16 protein-coding genes are annotated in these 19,543 nt (G+C 26.6%); all 16 read right to left on the minus strand.

Features of this window, described 5'->3' with window-relative positions:
• Positions 1 to 11: 11 nt before the first annotated feature.
• The 16 genes from cas6 to B2S02_RS02410 all read right to left on the minus strand — a co-directional run bounded on the left by cas6 (position 12) and on the right by B2S02_RS02410 (position 19,524).
• Positions 12 to 734 carry a CRISPR-associated endoribonuclease Cas6 gene (gene cas6, locus B2S02_RS02340; protein WP_346920208.1) on the minus strand — a complete coding sequence of 241 codons (723 nt, stop codon included), beginning with the start codon at positions 732 to 734 and terminating at the stop codon, positions 12 to 14.
• Between the two features lie 588 nt (positions 735 to 1,322).
• A complete protein-coding gene (locus B2S02_RS02345) occupies positions 1,323 to 3,053 on the minus strand; it encodes a hypothetical protein (protein ID WP_346920209.1) in 1,731 nt (576 codons plus the stop codon).
• Between the two features lie 142 nt (positions 3,054 to 3,195).
• Positions 3,196 to 3,378, minus strand: a complete 183-nt coding sequence (locus B2S02_RS02350; protein ID WP_346920210.1) for a hypothetical protein — start codon at positions 3,376 to 3,378, stop codon at positions 3,196 to 3,198.
• A gap of 274 nt (positions 3,379 to 3,652) precedes the next feature.
• Positions 3,653 to 3,946: a hypothetical protein gene (locus B2S02_RS02355; protein ID WP_346920211.1), complete on the minus strand. Its 294-nt coding sequence runs from the start codon at positions 3,944 to 3,946 to the stop codon at positions 3,653 to 3,655.
• A gap of 163 nt (positions 3,947 to 4,109) precedes the next feature.
• Positions 4,110 to 5,627, minus strand: a complete 1,518-nt coding sequence (locus tag B2S02_RS02360) for a PIN-like domain-containing protein (RefSeq protein ID WP_346920212.1) — start codon at positions 5,625 to 5,627, stop codon at positions 4,110 to 4,112.
• Between the two features lie 486 nt (positions 5,628 to 6,113).
• Positions 6,114 to 6,884, minus strand: a complete 771-nt coding sequence (locus tag B2S02_RS02365) for a hypothetical protein (RefSeq protein WP_346920213.1) — start codon at positions 6,882 to 6,884, stop codon at positions 6,114 to 6,116.
• A 222-nt stretch (positions 6,885 to 7,106) separates the two neighbouring features.
• Complete coding sequence (locus tag B2S02_RS02370) at positions 7,107 to 8,336, minus strand: HNH endonuclease domain-containing protein (RefSeq protein ID WP_346920214.1); 1,230 nt, start codon at positions 8,334 to 8,336, stop codon at positions 7,107 to 7,109.
• A gap of 237 nt (positions 8,337 to 8,573) precedes the next feature.
• A complete protein-coding gene (locus B2S02_RS02375; protein WP_346920215.1) occupies positions 8,574 to 11,543 on the minus strand; it encodes a DEAD/DEAH box helicase in 2,970 nt (989 codons plus the stop codon).
• The gene (locus B2S02_RS02380) at positions 11,506 to 13,398 is read right to left on the minus strand and encodes a phospholipase D-like domain-containing protein (RefSeq protein ID WP_346920216.1); all 1,893 of its coding nucleotides are present in this window, start codon (positions 13,396 to 13,398) and stop codon (positions 11,506 to 11,508) included. Before B2S02_RS02380 ends, B2S02_RS02375 begins: the two co-directional genes overlap by 38 nt.
• Positions 13,379 to 14,575 (minus strand): hypothetical protein, encoded by a 1,197-nt coding sequence (locus B2S02_RS02385; RefSeq protein WP_346920217.1) that lies wholly within the window; start codon positions 14,573 to 14,575, stop codon positions 13,379 to 13,381. The genes B2S02_RS02380 and B2S02_RS02385 overlap by 20 nt, the downstream gene beginning before the upstream one ends.
• 177 nt (positions 14,576 to 14,752) lie before the next feature.
• The gene (locus tag B2S02_RS18220) at positions 14,753 to 14,923 is read right to left on the minus strand and encodes a DUF4351 domain-containing protein (protein ID WP_414632885.1); all 171 of its coding nucleotides are present in this window, start codon (positions 14,921 to 14,923) and stop codon (positions 14,753 to 14,755) included.
• A gap of 65 nt (positions 14,924 to 14,988) precedes the next feature.
• The gene (locus B2S02_RS02390; RefSeq protein WP_346920218.1) at positions 14,989 to 15,771 is read right to left on the minus strand and encodes a GNAT family N-acetyltransferase; all 783 of its coding nucleotides are present in this window, start codon (positions 15,769 to 15,771) and stop codon (positions 14,989 to 14,991) included.
• 115 nt (positions 15,772 to 15,886) lie between these two features.
• On the minus strand, positions 15,887 to 16,411 hold the full coding sequence (locus B2S02_RS02395; protein ID WP_346876834.1) for a GNAT family N-acetyltransferase: 525 nt from the start codon (positions 16,409 to 16,411) through the stop codon (positions 15,887 to 15,889).
• Between the two features lie 192 nt (positions 16,412 to 16,603).
• The gene (locus B2S02_RS02400) at positions 16,604 to 17,362 is read right to left on the minus strand and encodes an NERD domain-containing protein (RefSeq protein WP_346920219.1); all 759 of its coding nucleotides are present in this window, start codon (positions 17,360 to 17,362) and stop codon (positions 16,604 to 16,606) included.
• Between the two features lie 236 nt (positions 17,363 to 17,598).
• The gene (locus tag B2S02_RS02405) at positions 17,599 to 18,498 is read right to left on the minus strand and encodes an Rpn family recombination-promoting nuclease/putative transposase (protein ID WP_346920220.1); all 900 of its coding nucleotides are present in this window, start codon (positions 18,496 to 18,498) and stop codon (positions 17,599 to 17,601) included.
• A 456-nt stretch (positions 18,499 to 18,954) separates the two neighbouring features.
• The gene (locus B2S02_RS02410; RefSeq protein WP_346878929.1) at positions 18,955 to 19,524 is read right to left on the minus strand and encodes a TetR/AcrR family transcriptional regulator; all 570 of its coding nucleotides are present in this window, start codon (positions 19,522 to 19,524) and stop codon (positions 18,955 to 18,957) included.
• Between the last annotated feature and the right edge of the window lie 19 nt (positions 19,525 to 19,543).

Raw genomic sequence — 19,543 nt, forward strand, 5'->3', positions numbered from 1 at the left:
TCACCCCCTTATTATACTTTTTCTATCATGCCAAACCCTTGACTTCTTCTAAATCCTACTCCACTTTTCAATAATAGATTTAAATCATCTCTATGTCCCTTTAATTTGAAAACTCCCTTATATGAGTTAACATATAAAAATTTCTTATCACCTGAATATCCTCTTATGTCTTCTTTAATAACCATCTTCTTCATCAACACAGGTTCAAATTGTATATGTTCTATGCTTTCTCTTCCTAAGTTTGCTTTGATTATTTCATTGCAAATATAACTAAACTCATCATTAAAATTAACATCATCTATTTTTAAGAAAGTTCCATTTAAATCTTTTATACAAATAGGAGATTGAGTTTTAAAAACCTCCTCTGTACTTGTTACATCTTTCTCTTTTATATTACTTACTTTTTTTCTTTCTAAAATATATCCCTTATAATTAAAACTCGAGCTCTTTAATAATCCATTGTACAGATTTATACCAAACTTATAATCACAAGTTGATATATTAAACACTATATTACCATTAGTTATTATCTCATCATCATTTAACTCGTATTTATCTAGATAATATGAAAATGTGAATGGCTTAACCTTTTTATTACTTCTATCTTCATATGTGTATAAACTATTATAGTAATCTTTATTAGCAACCTTAATAGTTTCCTTTATTATGCTTACAAACATCATATTAGGCTGCCTTGGTATTTTATCACCGCATAAAACACATGTTATTCTCATAATCATCCTCCACTCTCAATATTAACCACAATATACCATATTAAAGAAATAATTTCAAACCGTATCCATGCATTTTTCTTTAAATTATTACATTATAAAACAATATAAACTCTTAAAAATACAAAAATAGCCATCAGAATGCTAGTTGCAATCATATGGCTATTATACTTTTTTTATTTTAATAGGGTAATCTTGTATAGTAACTTACTCATCATCTTTATCATAAACATCAGTAATAGAATTATTATAGATTTCATCTTAAGATATCGTCGACCAAGGTAGAAAAGGAAAATATAAAAAAGGGATATGAAGTTCGTATTCCTTGGTGCGGAGATTTGCCTACGATTTCCTTCTATATACACGGCCCTATTGCCACCCTTGTCTTATGCTAACCTCAACTACTGCCTTTGAATAGGTTCAATTCATTTTCAAAAACTAATTTACTTATGGTAAGGTTCTCTGTATCAGTTGTAAGTGCGGTTTTTAATAATACTAATTATATAAGTATTATTAATATACTTATAGTATACTTTTAAAATTACTAAGCTATCTTACACTACACATTTATAATTTTGATGCTCTCAATATTCAAATATCATCTTCCAAACACATTTTGTAAAAGTCATCATATTCCATTGGGATAACATCTTTTCTATTACAAAATTGTACATATGGATTAGGATTTTTAAATACAAAAAACTTTCTTATAGAATAAAATTCATCACCAAAAACCTCAAAAAGTAGCTCTTTATTTTCATCTATTATGTTAACCATACGTAGATATTTTTTTACATCATCCTCAGATTCATCACAATATTTCACTATCTCATACATATTTCTAGCTAATTCATGATTTTTATATTCAACAATATTTAATACTCCAGATTTTATAAAATATAAATCTACTTCTTTTGTAATACCTTTTCCATAAAATAACTTCTTTAACTTATCACTTACTTGCAGTGATTTATTAATACCATTCACTATTCCATGTGTTGTCATTAAATCATTTAACTCTTGTAACTCTATTTCATCATATTTATTTTCTATTTTTTTCTTTACTTTATTATTACTTAAATTTCCTTTTAAGATTCTTTTTTTAAAATAATGAGCTGACTCTATCATCAAATTAGATGAAACTAAATAATATTTTCCTATATTAATAAGAGGTGTTAAAAATAATCTATTGTTATCTTTTAAAATCTCTCTCTCTACATTATTAGATGATTTAAGACTTAGACTATCTAATAGTTTTTGTACGTTAGCATTAGTTAATCCTATAGCTTTCTGAATATCTAATTTAAGTAATTCAGCTTCAATAAAATTACTAATTACATCTTCTTTTAAAAATTTATTCTTACTAATAATATATTTCTCATAAATAAGAGGAGAATAGTTCTCTACGTTTTGAAATAAATCTATTATATTGCCTACATCTTTATTATTCGTTTTATATTGGTATCTTAATGATTTATCAAAATACCTTTTCTGTTTTTCTATAAATTCTGAATCAGGTAATATTCTGCCTTCTACTAATTCAAAATAATGTCCAATTTTATATATCTTTTTTGATGTCTCATTAATTATTACTTCTAAAACAATTAGTGAACCTATTTCTATTAATTGTTGTATATCAACTTCATTAGAATATTCTAAATAATCTATTTCTGTATTAAGTATATAATGAATTAAATATTCAAACACTTTCTTTTCTTTAGCAAAGATATCATTTAAATAAATATAATCATCATCAAATATAATTCCTATTGTATCTATAATTAAATTAAGAAATGTTTTACTTACGTCATTAGAATCTTGTGATTTATATTTATAAATATAAAAAGAATTCATAGATATATATGATATTATACTTGCAGACATATATAAATATTGTATAAGCATTTCCTTATTACATCTTCTTAAACAATTATTTAACATATTCTTGTATTCATATAGTTTATACTCCGATAGTTTCAACATATCTTCTTTATTAAAACGCATATATTTTGTATTTAAACAAAGTGTTGAATGTATAGACTGTTCTAATTTATTAATCTTACTTTCATAGTCATATATACCACACATCATAATATTAGAAAAATATCTTTTTTGGATTGTAATTACCTTATCTAACTTTTCTAATTTAGCACACCTAAAAAGTATTCTTGAAAAAAGCGATTGACAATAGCTATAAATAGGTGAATTTATCGTAATATTATTATTGATTCTATATTCTATATCCTCAGTAAATAAACTATCATTTTTTAGATATTCAATAGCATCCTTAAACTTTGTCTCATTTAACACATTCTCAAACATAAAACCATCCTTTATTAAAAAATTTGTCTTCACATATAGATTTATATATCATATTTCTTATCATAACACACTTAATATAAAATCTACATATACTTCCAGCTTCACAATTCTATAATTTTGTTTATTTTTTAAATAGCTAAATCTATATTTCAATATTTAAATTTAGTATATTTAATCCAACATTTCTTAATATAGAAGAAGAAGGCGTACCCTTTACAGATACACCTTCTTCCTTACTTAAATAGCCTACCAGACTATCATTTATTTTTAGTTTTATTGACCCTATTTTTCTTAACTCATTTATTGAAATTTCTGAAATTATCATATGTAATAACTTCTTCTTCTGCACTCTACTTTTACCTTTTATTAATACTTTACTAAAGTCCTCTAAGATACTCTTTATAAATTCATATAGTATATTCTAATTAACTCATCTTTTATAACTTTAAATTCTTCATTAGTTATTATTCTATCTTTATATACTTCAAACAATATAGCGTTTTTCTTATCTAACCTTTATATTTTATCATCTATCTTTAATAAGCCTTTCTTTGTTGATTTTATTTCTCATATTTTCTTTAATTCTTTAAAGTCAACTTTTATAAATTTGCTACCTCCAACACTCCTTTAAAATCATTAAACACTTTATTTAACTGCTCGATCATGTAATTGTATGCAATGGCTTCAGCCTGTTCTATAACTTCTCTTGAATAAAATTTATTGATTTCATCTGTTAATCCACAGCAAGGACAAAATAATTCTGTAAAAACATTGTCTTCATTCTGAAATTCACCAGCATTTAGCTTAAATTCTGACTCACAAAAAGGACATTCAAATGTTATATAACCTTCACTATCCCCTTCCATCTTTATATCAGACTTAATATCGCTCATTACACTCAACTCCCCTCTTAACATAAGTTAATCATATCACCTTTTACTAATTAATTTAATAAATTACTTTTATATTATAATATCTAAATTCAATACACTCATTCCAATATTTCTTTACTTATACAATTTACTAACTTAACATTATTATCAGCATACGATTTTGCTATAGATAATCACTTTCATTTGTACAATCTATACAAAAACCATTTCCAGCCATGCTTTCAAAAGGCATTTTCCTTCCACAGCTAGGACATATTTCTCCTTCACTATCTTGGACAGCACACTCATCACAAACCATTTCTCCATCATCACCAAAAAAAACAGTTCCTATATCTTTTCCACACTGTACACATAAATCATCACTATCAATGGAATCTACTTCTTCCAATTCCAGTTGCATTATCTTAAACTCTGAAAAATTGAATTCATTTATTATATCATTTATATTATCAGCTATATATTCATTATCTACTTCTCTCATTATTTCTACAGTAAGTTCTCCTGAAAGTTCATGAATACGATAATTATCTGACAATATAACATCTTTTGTATCATCATCTCTGCCCCAATAGCATTTAGACTCTGCATTTACTTTTATGTCAAATACTATATTATAGGTTGCAATCCCATCTTGATAATCCTCTAATGTATAACCTATCAAATCGATATCATTAATTTCATCTTTCATCTCAAAATATGACCCATCATAATTAGTTAATGATTCTGTATTAACATATCTTTCCCCAGAATTAACTATCTCTGATTGAATATCATATGTTAAATCTGAATACTTTATAAGTTGATCAATATATTTTTGTAAACTATATTGTAAAACAGTCTGAATAGTATCCGGTGTAGATATATTATATAGTTCTCCTAGTATGCCATATAACTGTTGAGAATTCAGCGCAAAAATATCCTTATAAGTAATTTCTTTAAACTCTTTAATTAAAAAACTATGAAACTCCTTTTTTATTCCATCATCAATCCACCAATCTGGCTTTACATCATCAGTTACAAATATCAAATTTTTATCATTTTTTTTGCAATATTTTAAAACTTCTTTCCATAAAATTAAATCATTATATTTATCTATTCCATCCTTAGTTTTTCCATCTTTAAATCCTGGTGGTATCTCTTTATAATATCTATTCTTTCCTTCTGAGCAAATAGAATATAATTCATCAGCCGTTAATTCTTCAAATACTCTTTTATCATCCATAATTCCATTAAATAATTCTAATATCTTATCTTGTTCCAAAAATACCTTGTTTATAACTTCATATACATCATTTTCTTCTAAATACTTATCAAAAGTTTTCTCTACCTCTAATAACTTTGCTAAACTATTATTTTTCAAATCATCAATTTTAGGAAATTTAAATTTATCAAGTATATTCAATTGTTTATTTAATTGAACTGATAATTTATCAGTTAATTTTTTTAGTTCCTTTGAAACATTTTTAAACTTCTTTTTTTGTCTTCCACTACACTCTAAATGATTTCTTAAAACCTCTCTCTTAACTGTACTTGGAATGTATATATACTTTTCTATGAAATATATAGCTTCTATAAATTTATCTGCAACTTCCGGAGAATATTCATATAAATTTAAATATATATTGGTATCAAAAACTATTATTGTATCATTATTAAGAAATTCTTCAAACTTTTTATCCATTATTATAGCTCTCTCCCTTTATTCATATATTTGATAAATTAATTCCTTGGTACTGTACTCACTTTAATTAATTAAACCTCTAATTATGCAACGTTTCAAAATAGTATATTTTCCATTAGCATGCTATTAGAGAAAAATAAATTTAGTTCATTTCTATACATAAATTTAATTTATTTTAATAATGAAAAACTTATCACTAAGTTTCATGATATTTAGAACAGTTACCACCTATCAACAATAGCTATTACATAATTAGCTCATAATTTTCCTTTCTTAATTTTATCATTAAATCCCCAACCACCATTTATTCTTCAATAAAATAATATACACATAATTTTTTAATATCATATATTATTTCTATTAATACCCCCAACATTAAATTCAATGATATATTATGCTAACTAGATACCATTGATTAAAACTATATTTTCTATATTTATAGCCTTAAAATATTATCTAGCTTCTTTAGAAAACTTTGAATTTGTTTTAATTATTTCTGCGTAATTTACTTAAAGAATTTTCATAATTAATAAGATGTGTCTTATATTCTTCTGTATACTCATATTCACTATTCATTCTTTCCCTTACTATAGGTTCAAAATACTTACCATAATTTTTAATAATAGGTGAATAATCGCAACTTATAGTACAAGGTATTGTTATAGTGTTTTTACTTTTTCTTTCACCAAAGTATAATCTTGTTTCTCGTAATGAGAGTTTTTTAAAACCTTTTTCAAAAAACAAAAAATTTACACCATTTTTATTTGCAACTGATTTGTATGCCAAACAATCAGGTCTCTCTTTCTTAATTAATTCCACCAAATCTGTCTCTTCTATTGTTAATTCTTTATTATTCTCTATCTTTAAAAGTATTTTATGGAAATTCAAATTTATTCCATCAATAATTACTAAACATTCTTCATTATCTAATATAGGAAAAGTACTACTTGCATCATCATAAGCCCAAAATGTTAAATAATTTTTATTACCATTATGTTTTTTTATTTCAGATAAAGCAGTAGACTTACTGTCAGCCCAATAAGATATTTTTTCATCAGGGAACAACTTTGAATATCTTCTATTATTATTATTCACTCTTAGATTTCCTGCATGTAATTCACTTATAGTTTTTCCATATACCCAATTATCAACATTAACACATCTAAAAAAATCAAATTCATCTGTCTTATATATTGGTAAATCTTTATGTTTTAATATTTGTGAAAAATATGAATGATTTCTGAACAGTGTGCTCATTATTTACCTCCTAATTCCTATTTGTCTTTTACTTAATATTATTTACTTTTTATTATAATATATTTTGTAAACACATTATTACTTATAATACGATATTTTTATCTATAAAAATAGTCTTAGACAAGTTATATCAATGCCTAAGACAATAAACCTCATTTATTTATGATACGATTCACTCTTAATCATCCTAAATTTCATCATATAAAATTTTAATATATCTTATTACCTCTCCCAAACCCCATACCCCTGATTAAAAGCTATCTGATACAGTGGCTCTATATTTGCTTTTAACTTCTGGTTAAACTCATCTTTTTCAATTTTCCTTTCATTGTTTGCAGCCATATTTATGGATAAATATCCTTCTAAGTATTTCTTATATCTTTTAGGATTTCTCTGCATTATATCAAAGCTTTTGTATTGAATTTCACAGAACTTGTCCATGTATAAGCTAAGTTCAGGCAGTTTATTACTCTTTTGGCTGTTTATATTTTTAAAGGTAGGTGCTAAATTCCATAGTTCATCATGTAGTACAAAGCTCCAGGGAATAAAGTGGTCTATGCTTAGATTTCCATAATTAGAGAAGTTCTCTTCTGTTAGTTCCTTTCCTGTATAAATATCACTAACAGTTTTATCCCTATTTATCTCTGTCCAAAGCTTAGTTGCCTTACTTAGATCCCTTTTACCTGGTGCTGTGATTTTAAATGGAATTGCTGGTACGTTAGGATTTCTCTTTTGAAGATAACAAACCAGGTTATAATGCATCCATCCACATATTATAGTTTGATTAGCTCTTATGTACTTATACCAAGATTCATTAATTTCTATAATCTTATTAGGAGTATCTATTTTATATATAGCTCTCTCATCTAGATTGGTCAGCTCAGCTATAAACTTATTTCTCTTAGTACCATTCTTCTTAAATATATCCTTTGTTAATGCTAATTCCTTAGCAAAGAAGGGAGTTAAAAGTCTATAAGGTACATAATCACGAAGTTTTTTAATCCTTTTTTCAACTTCAACATCCTCTATATTTTCTATAAACTCTAATAGTTTATTTTTATTCATATCACAAGGTATATTATATTTTTCATGGATTAATATAACTAAATCATAGAGCCTGTCTTGAATTCCTAAACTAAGTTTGTATTGAGTAACAGGATACCATGCTCCCACTATCATTCTACATACAAGTTTTCTAAAGGATATGTACTTATTTCTCTTAATTATCTCTTCGTAGATTCCAAAGAACCAAAATATTTTATAGCTACTGCTTAATTTATCTTCCAATATTCGTGAAAAGCTATTTAAATCTACACCACCATTATAAGGTAAGGTAATAGCACCATACGGATTAGTAATAATTGAGGATGTAATATCCTTAACATGAATTTGATTGTCCTGAAAGTCTTCTATTAATGAATTATTTTCATTTATAATATCCTTGTTACTCATGCTCCACCCCTTCCCTATGGCTTCTTTATTTCTTATATCTTAAAGATGCATTAACCCATCCTCCAATATATTACACGTTACACATATATTGTACCACCTCCCTGTCCACTGCTCAATAAATTCATACCATATTCAACAAATATTTCCTTTGTTTAACCTGAAACTACATAAAAAACAGCAGAATTATGAAATTCTACTGTTTTTTATAAATTACCTATTTAGTTTTTTAAGATGAACTTATTTAATGTACTCTATTCCTGAATAAGGCATTTTGTCTCTTTCAGAATCTCCAGGTTTATAGTTTACTAATTCCTCAACAGTATTGTGATCAATAACTTCTAAATTAATATCTTTACAATCACCTTGCGCTCTCTCTTTAAAATCCAATAATGGATCTATTTGAATTTTAAACTTTAACACAGTTTTTAATTGTTGCTCATCTATTGTATTTCCCATGTAAGGATAATGAATTATTACCTTAGCATCCTTATTTCCCTTATTTATTTCTCTATGAGTCTTACTAAAATACCTATCTACCCTTCCTATTCTTTGTTCTAAGTCTCCAGGTGTCCAGGCAAATCCATATTGATAAACCTTTGAACAAAACATGTGTAAATTAATTCCTTCTTTGAATACATCAGTACAGATTACTACATCTGGATAAAAAGGAGTGTTAAATCTCTGAATAGTAAGGTTGTTATTTTTACCTCCAACAGCTCCTACTACTCTTGTTTGTTTATCAAATAATGTCGCTTTAAAATCCTTATAGTTAATTGCTTCAAAGGTCTCATATTCATCATTTTTTATTAGATTTCTTCGTATCTGTTCATAATTTTCAATAAGTTTATCAAATCTAAAAGTATTCCTACTATGTTTATCTATTAAATACTTGCTAAACTTCTTATAATAGTCTTCTGAATCATTTGTGACATAATAGTATAGAAGATCTAATATCATTTCACTATTTCTTATAAACTTTGAAATCCATATTTTTAAGACTTCTCTTTTCTTAAAATCATCCTGACTCTTAAATTCTTTTAAGAATTTATATCTATCTGATTTCATAATTTCATTCCAGATAGATCCATGGTTTAATCTTTTTATAATATCTTTTTTTGTTACACTTACTTTTTTGTCACTATTTTCTTTAAATGAAAGTTTATCTATACTATAGAACTTAGTATGAAAATCATACAAGTTTTTATAGCTTGGATACTTTTTACATATTCTCTTTAATGCCAAATTGTTTAATAAAAAGAAGGTTACTGAAGGCTTTAAAGCATTGTTCTTTGTATTTTTATAAAAAAAATCATAGTTACTTTCTAAGTATCTTTTATATTCACTGATAAAATCCTTATCTACAATTTTCTTCAATTCATTACTATAATTTATATTCTTAGTTTTACATATAGTTTTAATATAGTTTTCTTCAAATATCCATGTTCTTGTATTATTAAGGGTTAAGCTCTTTCTAAACTTGGATACTGAAGATTCATTCTTTACATTTTCTTTTTTAATAGCTAACCACTTCGATAAGTCACCTTTACCCTCATCTTTGTTACTATCTTCTGAAACTGCAACTTCTTCATCTTCTTCAATATCATCATCTACATCATTCTTACCATTTATCTTATTTTTATATCCTGTTTCAAAATATTTTTTAATTCCATTCACACTTCTCTTTTTCAATATCCTATTCCAATATTCTATAATAGATTCTTCATACTTTGTATTAAGTCTTTTTTCCAATTCATTTACAGATGCAATTCTTCTAACAAAAACTAAAGCTTTTTCGGATTCATCATTGTCTACTCTAATTAACTTATGTAACTCTTTTTCCATATAATCTAATTTTGGATGAGGTGGATAGTTACTTTCATCTTTGAATCTTTTCCTATAAGATTTTGATAACTCCTCCATTACTACTTTATCTGGTGCTATTGTTCCTAAAGATGACTTATTTTCATCTCCATTTTCAAAATCTTTTTGTATATCATTCTCGTATTCATTATCTTCATCATTATTATCACTTAAAGAAGAGGTATTGCTTGGATCAAAGCTTTCAAAAGTCTCTAAAAATCCAATTTTATAACTAGCCTTATTGTCCTTCTTTTGGTTTTTATCTAATTCTAAAACTAGCTTTTTTTGAATCAGAGCCACTAATAACTTTTGATCAACATTCATAATATCATTTAAATCCTCTGCCTTTGACTCTCTGCAATCATATTTTGTAAGCTCTCCATAAGTTCTTAATCTACGAACCATATATTTTTCTAAAAATTTTCTATCTATCTTCTCTTCATCTAGATTAAAGTATTTAAACTGACTATGTATATCATTCAAGGATCTATGAGCTGGGGTAGCACTTAATAGTAACGTCTTATTAGCAATACATCTTCTGTTTTTAAAACAATATTTTAACATTTTTTCATCTGAAAAGTTTTGAGATAACCCTAGCATAGAATTTAAAAAGGTTGTAGCAATATTTTCATTTCTTATATTTTGTGCTTCATCTATAATAACTAAATCAAAATTTTCTACGCTTTGATTAATTACATACCCATAATAATCAGCTACTTGTTTTGGTGTCAATTCTCTATAATTAAGGTTCTTATGGTCAACATCTTTAATTAAATTTTTCTCCTTTAATCCTTTTATAAGATTTTCGAAATAGTATTTACCATTATCATTAGACTTACAAATGCTTCTAAGAACGGCACTAAAAGAGGTTAATCTCATTAGTGATAATGACCTCTTTTCTCTATTTAAATAGTCTTCAATAAAATCAATAGGTCTATTGTATTTTTTCATAACTACAGCCTTTGAATCAAAAGGCTCTATTATATTGTTACTTCTAAATTTATCAAAATCTCTTTCCCAATTGTCTTGTATATTTTCCTTTGAAACAATAATTAATATTTTAGCCTTTGGATTATCATTTAATACCATTGTAGCTACTGCTAATGCTTGATAGGTTTTACCCATTCCTACCTCGTCTGCCAAATAAGCTACAGGACTTTTTTGTAATATATTAATTAATGCACAGGTACCTTTTTCCTGAATATCTGATATGTCATCGCTCTTCAACAAATCACTTTTTCCCCTAAAAGTAATTACACTTTTAACCTTATCTAATGTGACATCTTCAATAAAGCTCATCCTCTCACCTCTACTTGTACCCAAACTCTTCTTTAAGCCATCTAACATATTTAACACCTCTCATAGTGTTTAAAGCCTTTTCATTAATAGATATATCTTTAGTTAACTCTTTTTTCATCTTTTTTATTTCAACTAAAAATATAACATCAGATGTATTTAACTTTTCTTTTATTAAAGAAGTGCTCATTAATAATTCATTGAAAATAATCCATTTTTTTATTCTTTCATCTTCCTTGCTCCCATTATTTTCATACTTAATTTTTTTAGCAAGTTCTCTTATATTATAAATACTGTTTGGTAAGGTTCTAAAAATTTCATAAAGCTTTCTTTCAGTATTATCCTTAATATTTTCTATGGCTTTATTTATAAAGTGAAGAGATCTAAATATATAAAAATAATTATCAAAAACATCACTTTTTTCTCTTCCATTAACTTGAATATTATTTATGTACTCATCCTCTATACCATTACCTATAGGCCTTAAATTCCAACTTGGATTATTACTAATGTCATCTATATTGTTAGAATAAAACCATTCTTCAAGAGCTTCATCTAGTCCATTACATCTTATTTCAGGTCTATACTCCTCCCAATTTCTTTCATAAATTATACCTCTATAAATTCTTATATCATCTTCAAAAACTTCAAAATACTTATTTACCAAAATTGTCTCTGCTAACACATTAGTATTATCATAATTTTTTAATAATTCCATAGGTAGGCTTTCATTAAATTTTTCTTTTGATATTTTACATTCTCCAATTTTTATATAAACCTTTCTATCTTTACTGAGTTTCTCTGAATTAATCTTAATTTCTTTTTCTTTCCAATCAACTTCCACAGTAATATAAATATTGTTCTTTGTTATCCTTATTTCATCTTTATTATTTACTTCATTAAATTCATCACAGAACATTTCATCATTATTGATATCTATAAGACTTATTTCAGGAAATCTTTTATTTTTTATTATTATTGAAGCTTCACAATTTAAATCCTTTAAAGCGTTTCCGGTAAAATTATGTGATCCTACCACAATTGAACTACCTACCTTGTACATTTTCACATGGGGAAACCTAGTAGAGTCAATCATTTTAAAACAAACCCCGTTATCTTTTAATCTTTTATAAGTTTCTTTAGTAATTTGAAACTTATCCCCGTTTAAAGCAGGTATTATTGTTATATTTCTTCTTTCTTCTGTAAGTTCACGAATCAAACTTTCTATATCTTCACTAAAATAAGGTGATATTATCCTAACCTCACCTTTCATACCTGAAAACTTTTTAATTAAACTTTTACTTCCTGCTCCCCCATTATTGCAGAATAATTCAATACCCTGAGTATCATCAAATTTTCTTTTGTTTAGATATTTTAAAAGAGGCTCTACTTCTTTCCTTATTTCCCCATTAGGTGATTTAATATCCCACTCTTCATATAAATACTTTAAAAAGTTACGAAGTTCTTTTGCAACTTGTTTTTCAGTAACCTCCCCTTCATAAACACCTTCTATATTCACTCCATAACCTGATACTGTTAGATTAGCAGAGGAAACAAATAACCATACACATTCTTCTCCATTCTTCATACCATATATAACAATTAATTTAGGATGAAAAACCCCTGTTTTAATATTTACTGCATTAGAATCTAATGTTATGGCAGCATCTAAATCGTAAGCTCCATTTTTATCATAAAATATATTAATTCCATTATCCTTAATCCATTTATCTGCATCTTTAAGGTCTTTTATTGTCTGAATTTTATCTTTACCCATTAAATAGGTTATTATAGAATCTTGAAAGAATTTAGGTGAAAATCCATAGGTTGTAAAAACTATATTTTTAACTTTCCCCTTATCAAATCCATCATATACTTTTTTTATTTTATCTCTTAACTTTTCCATTTTGACACCTTAATTCTTCTAGTTTTTTCTTTATACTTTTTAAAGAATAAATATAATATCCTCTATTCCATCTATTAATATCCACTTCACCTATATTCCCAAAACCTTGTATACTACCGTCATTTACATCAAGCCATTTATCTTTTCTTTTTTGATCACTTACTACTTTGTGATACTCATAGATATTATAGATATAATCTTTTTCATAAGGATTACACTTTTTCAACTCTTCAAATCTACACCTCAAAGAATTAGAAACATCATTCATCTTAATATCTTTTATATTATCATATCTTTTCCTATGATTTTCTATATCACCTAATTTCTCCCGTACTTTATCTATACTTTCACAATTAAGCATTAAATAAAACACTCTTTCTATGCATAGCATATAATATTCCATACTTATTATTTCAGATAGCTCCGTATCACTTGTCTTATTATAGATGGATTCAATTAGGGTTTGTGGGTCTTCATCTTCACTTTCATAAAAAGCTTTGACTATAGGATACTCATCCGTTACATTAAGTTTAGTTTTCCAAAATTCATATTCTCCTTCACGCAAATTTCCACATATAGCATTTTGCATTTCTAATACAGGTTGAAATTTATTATAAGGTAGTTCAAATGACTTAACCTCTAGTTTTTCAAAAAAATCAAAGATTCCCTCTTTTATTTTTTCATAGGAGTCTCCATATAAATTAGGAATCTCTTTTTTTATCTCCTGCTCTATATCACTTTCATCATTGAGAATTTTCATATTATATAATGGGGTTTTATATCTTCCATAATACCCTAAGTTGATTTGATTAGATAAGATTGTATTTCTTACTGATAACACCTTAGGCTTTTTCTTTTTCCAGTTATCCGAGCCTAGTACTTTTTCATATTTATTATCTTTATCATGCTCAATTATTGAGTACATAAATAATTGTTCAAAGGCTAAAACATAGCTTTTTAAGTTTCGTCTATCCCCATTTTTTCTTATATGGCAATAATCATTTACTAAATCTAAACATAGCAAGGCTTCTCTAAATCCTCTAAAATCATCACTTACTGTTGTTAGGTTATTGATTACTTTTGAACCAAAATAAGACCATATAGGTTGAAAACCTAATGGATCTCGTTTATTTTCATTAAAAATACCGTCATCTTTTTCTGTAAAAAAAATACTCATAACTCCACCTTATTACACCAAATATAATTTATGATTTTCTAATTTCTATTTTACCACCTCACTGTCCACTGCTCAATAAATTCATACCATATTCAACAAATATTTCCTTTGTTTAACCTGTAACTACATAAAAAAACAGCAGAATTCAGAAATTCTACTGTTTCTAGGTGTTTCTAATTAAAGGTACTTCTTTAACTTCTCTAAAGATTCTATATCAAACACATCTCCATTAATTTTTCCTATCTTTTCTAAAGATAATTTAAGTATAGACTCTATTATATTCTCTGAAATATCCTTAAATTTTTTCCTTAAAAGTTTAGCTATGTTTAATAACAGTATTGATAATATGTTACTTTTTAAAACTCATTACTCATATGATGGCTGTCACCTTAAGTTGATAATTCATGGCAGCATCACTTTAAAGTTACATATATAATTCTATGATTGGCTATGAATCCGGATTTTTCCAATGTTTTTCTTGAAGCTATATTTTTAGGGTTGCAGCAAGCCATGGGCTTTAAATTATTCCTATAGCAATGTTCCTTTAGCTGAGTTATAATATATGCTCCGATACCCTTTTTACGGTATTCCTCTGCAACAATCATTCCTATATCACCATATTGTTCATTTGATTTAAATATTCTAAATTCACCTATTCCTAGTAGAATGTCACCACTGTATAGTACGAATAGTTGATTGTTTTCTATTAAATCTTCATAATAACCTTCAAATGCAGGGTCACATTTTGCTTTTATAGTGACTATATCATTGCTTTTAGCTAATTTGAAGGACACATCTTTAAAATTAGCCAATTCATATTTTATATTTTTGTTATCAGTAAAAAGATAACAATCTATAGATATATTCTTCTGATAATCAAGACACAAAGATAGAAATTCTGTCTCTTTAGTAGAAACAGTAGCATTTTCGGCAATATTATTCGCAATAATATATTCAAAAATCTCTGGTGCATGTATAAAATACTCTGTAAAAGTATAGAATTGTACTAAAGTTTTTTTAGAGTCGACGAAAAAATGACCTGCTTTCTTTCCATTATAAATAATTATATAGCACTGTGAATTCCCTATAATTACATTTTCCCAGTAACCATCTATTGGCGATGCTAAAGTCTTAATATACTCTTTATTCAAAATAAATCTTTCTTCTGGTGATGTTACTTTCTCTACTTTTATCATCAAATTCCCCCTTGTAATATCTTTTCTTAATTATATATGCTTAATAAGCTAACTAAATTAATTATTTTTAAGTGCTTTTGTTATCTCATTTTTATATATTCCACCATCTTAAGCTCTATAAAAATGATTTAAGAAAATACAAAGTCAAATCATCGTCATTTTCACATTTTGCATATTGTTCTAATTGATTTCCATTATACCAAACCCCTGTACCATCTGGAATATATCCTCGTTTTACATACATTCTTTGAGCAGAGCCATAACCATAATGTAGTCCTACCGATAGAGAAACAAAATCACTTTTTTCTTTTGCAAGGCTCTCTACTACATCCATGATCTTATTACCTATACCTCTTTTTTGATATTTAATAAGGACATTAAAATCAACAATTTCAGGTATATTTTTATGTGCAAAAGGACCAACTTTGGTACATGGAAGTAATGTAACATATCCAGCAACATCACCCTTTATTTCAGCAATAATCACTAACCTTTCAATATTCTCTTGCTGATTATAATAGTCATTAAATAGTTCATATGGTTTATGCCAATTTTGTTCTGCAAAACCATGAACCAAATTTTCAATATCGCTCTTTATCATAGAGCGTATAAGTAAATTATCATTATTATAATAAATCATTGTAACCCCCCCTATTTAGTTCATTAATAATTTTTGAATCACTAGTGCTTCTAATCTCCCCAATGCCACAGATACTAGAATACAATTGATCATTGTTCCTTTTGTCTTTTACTAATGGTTAAATATACTTCTTTAACTCCTCTTTGATAATTAATCATTCATAGCAAGCACAGCATTATAGTATTTATCTTATTATTTCAAAATAAATCTACATTTAGGATAATTGCTGCACCCTTTAAACTCACCATATTTGCTTTTTCTCAAAACTAACTTGCCTCCACACCTAGGACATATATCATTACTTATTTTATTTTTATTATCAATTAGTCGATTCTGAATTTGTGCTACATGAGCTTTCCTATTTTCTTTACCATCAATACTCAAAGAAATCAGCTTTGAGTATATTTGTTTTTTTACAGAATCTCTTAATGTCTGTTTATTGTATTTTTTAATTGTCTTCAATAAATTTATTGTATATATAACATCTGTTTTACATTTAACTTTTAAATCCGCATTAATAGTGAAAACTACAATAGGAATGTAATTCACATCTGGGAAGTTACCTAGTATTTTTTTTAGAGCTTGTATATGTCCGTAATTCTGCCTTATTGGATTATACATATCTTTCTTATAACTATAAATTCTTTGTTTCCAATATTCATCAAATTCATTCCCTATAATCCTTCCCTTATAGTTTTTAGTTTCAATAACAAAAACACCATAATTAGATACAACAACATGATCGATCTGGGTTGTCTTACTTCCCAACTGTAGCATTATATCATTTATAACCATATACTTATTTTCATCAAGTCTTGATAAGAAAAATGATACTGATTTTTCTCCAAAGAAGCCCTTTATTCTTGGCATAAAAAGATCTAATATTGCTACTGCAATTACCAACACCCATAAATACCAAAATCTAATTAAAAGTTCAACAATTACTTCCACTTATTTCACTCACCTTTAATACTATTTCTAAATTGAATATTATTTTACCTCATCCTTATTATTTAAATTTAATCAACAATATCCTTATTGTACCATCTCCCTGTCCACTGCTCAATAAATTCATACCATATAAAGCATATTTTTCCTTTGTTTAATGTATAACTACATAAAAAACAGCAGAATTCTGAAATTCTACTGTTTCTAATTACTTAGTTTTATAGGTAATACATCCCTAATTAAATATACTTCCTTAACTCCTCAATGGACTCTATATCAAACAAATCTCCATTAATCTTTTCTATCTTTTCTAAAGATAATTTAAGTATAGACTCTATTATATTCTCTGGAATATCCTTAAATTTTTTCCTTAAAAGTTTTATAGTACTTTTAGCTAAAGCATCTTTTGCTCCTTGCTTTATCCCTTCATCTCTAGCACCTTGAAGTCTACTTTTCTCATCCCTTATAGCTTTATCTCTCATCTCAGCTAGTTGTATTAATTCTTTATCACCACTTATGTTGTATAGAACATCCATTGCTTCCTTGATTTCAGTATCTTCCTTTTTCATTATATCTATCTCCTTTCCCTCTGGATTTATTAAAAAGCTTAACCATCTATGCAACTTATTATTATAGTCTTTCTTTGATTTTTCGAACTTCTTAAGCTCTATAAAATGAATTTCAACAATATCACTTAGTAATTTCTTTGTCACATCTTCATATAGATGATAACTACTATGAAACTTCTCATCATTAATATAATCAAAATCTAAGATATTTATAGTTATAGTTTTATTAAGTTGATTATAATTATCTCCTTTAACCAACTGTTTTAATATCATTTTAGATAAGTAAAATATTGTCCTTCTAATCATATTATACTGATTTATCAGCTGTATTTCTACATTGATATGAGTACTATTTTCTGTTGTTACATTAATATCTAAAATACTTAGCTTTTCACTGACAATCAAAGATACATTTAGTGCTTTCTCCTCTAAAGTAATACTTTTTATTTTTCCATTTCCCATGGGTTCAAGTATAGAATTTAAGAAGCTTATTAATAGCTTTTCGTTTTCTTTTACTCCAAATATTTTTTGAAATACAACATCATTTTTAGGATTTAATAATTTGTTCATGTCTCAATTCCTCCTTAGTTTATTACTATTTAAATCATCGACACAAACATTTGTTCTTATTCTCGTTCGGGAAATATTTTATATGATTTAACTTAAAATTAGAATATATAAAAAACAGCAGAATTCTGAAATTCTACTGTTTCTATGTGTTCACAATTATTGAGGTTCATAGTAAATATATCCTTAATTAAAGATACTTCTTTAACCCTCTAATGATTCTAAGTAAGCACAACATTAATTGAAATATATGTTCTCTATCCACGTTGGAATATACGGTGTTGGAATATCTATTATTATTTCACTTTCATTTGTACTTTGTGTATCTTCTTGATTATTTATTTCCCCTTAAGTTTGAGTTTCTGCTTTTAAGGCTTTTAGCTTTTCATTTCCCATCTTTATATCTCCATGTTTACATTACATCAAGCTCTTTATAATCTTTTTCCAATATAATAATAATTACACTTTTAATTTCATAACCAATTTATTTATACCTTCACTGTTCATAAGCTCATACATTAACTTAACTAAATCTTCTTTTGAGATATTTTCATTATTTTTAAACCAATAGGTTAATATGCCAATCATAGCAGATAACATATACTCAAGGGTATAATCAATTTCCATATTGCTCTCACTTGTTTCTAATTGCTCCAATAGTTTTGCTTTTATACCATTTTTAATCTTACCTGCAAAAGCAGGGTCTCCATTATCCCCTAAAAGCACAGTATAATACTTACTACTACTTGAATAGAGCTTTATAAATGAATCTATAGGTACCGATTCATTGCCCATTGTTGGTAAAAGCGGTGGCATGTCTTCAATGTTTGGTAAAAGAGATTCTTCAATCTGCTCAAGAACATCATAAACGTCATTAAAATACTCGTAAAAAGTGCTTCGATTGTATCCTGCTTTTGTGGTTATTTCACGGACTGTTATTTTCTCAATACGCTTCTCACAATAAAGCTCCCAAAAAGCGTCTATAAGGTTTTGTCTTGTTTGTGTAGATATTTCTTTATATTTTGCCATAACTGCTCCTTTATAAGAT

This window comes from Clostridium sp. UBA7339, assembly GCF_002470865.1.
In the GTDB taxonomy this organism is placed as follows: domain Bacteria; phylum Bacillota; class Clostridia; order Clostridiales; family Clostridiaceae; genus Clostridium_J; species Clostridium_J sulfidigenes.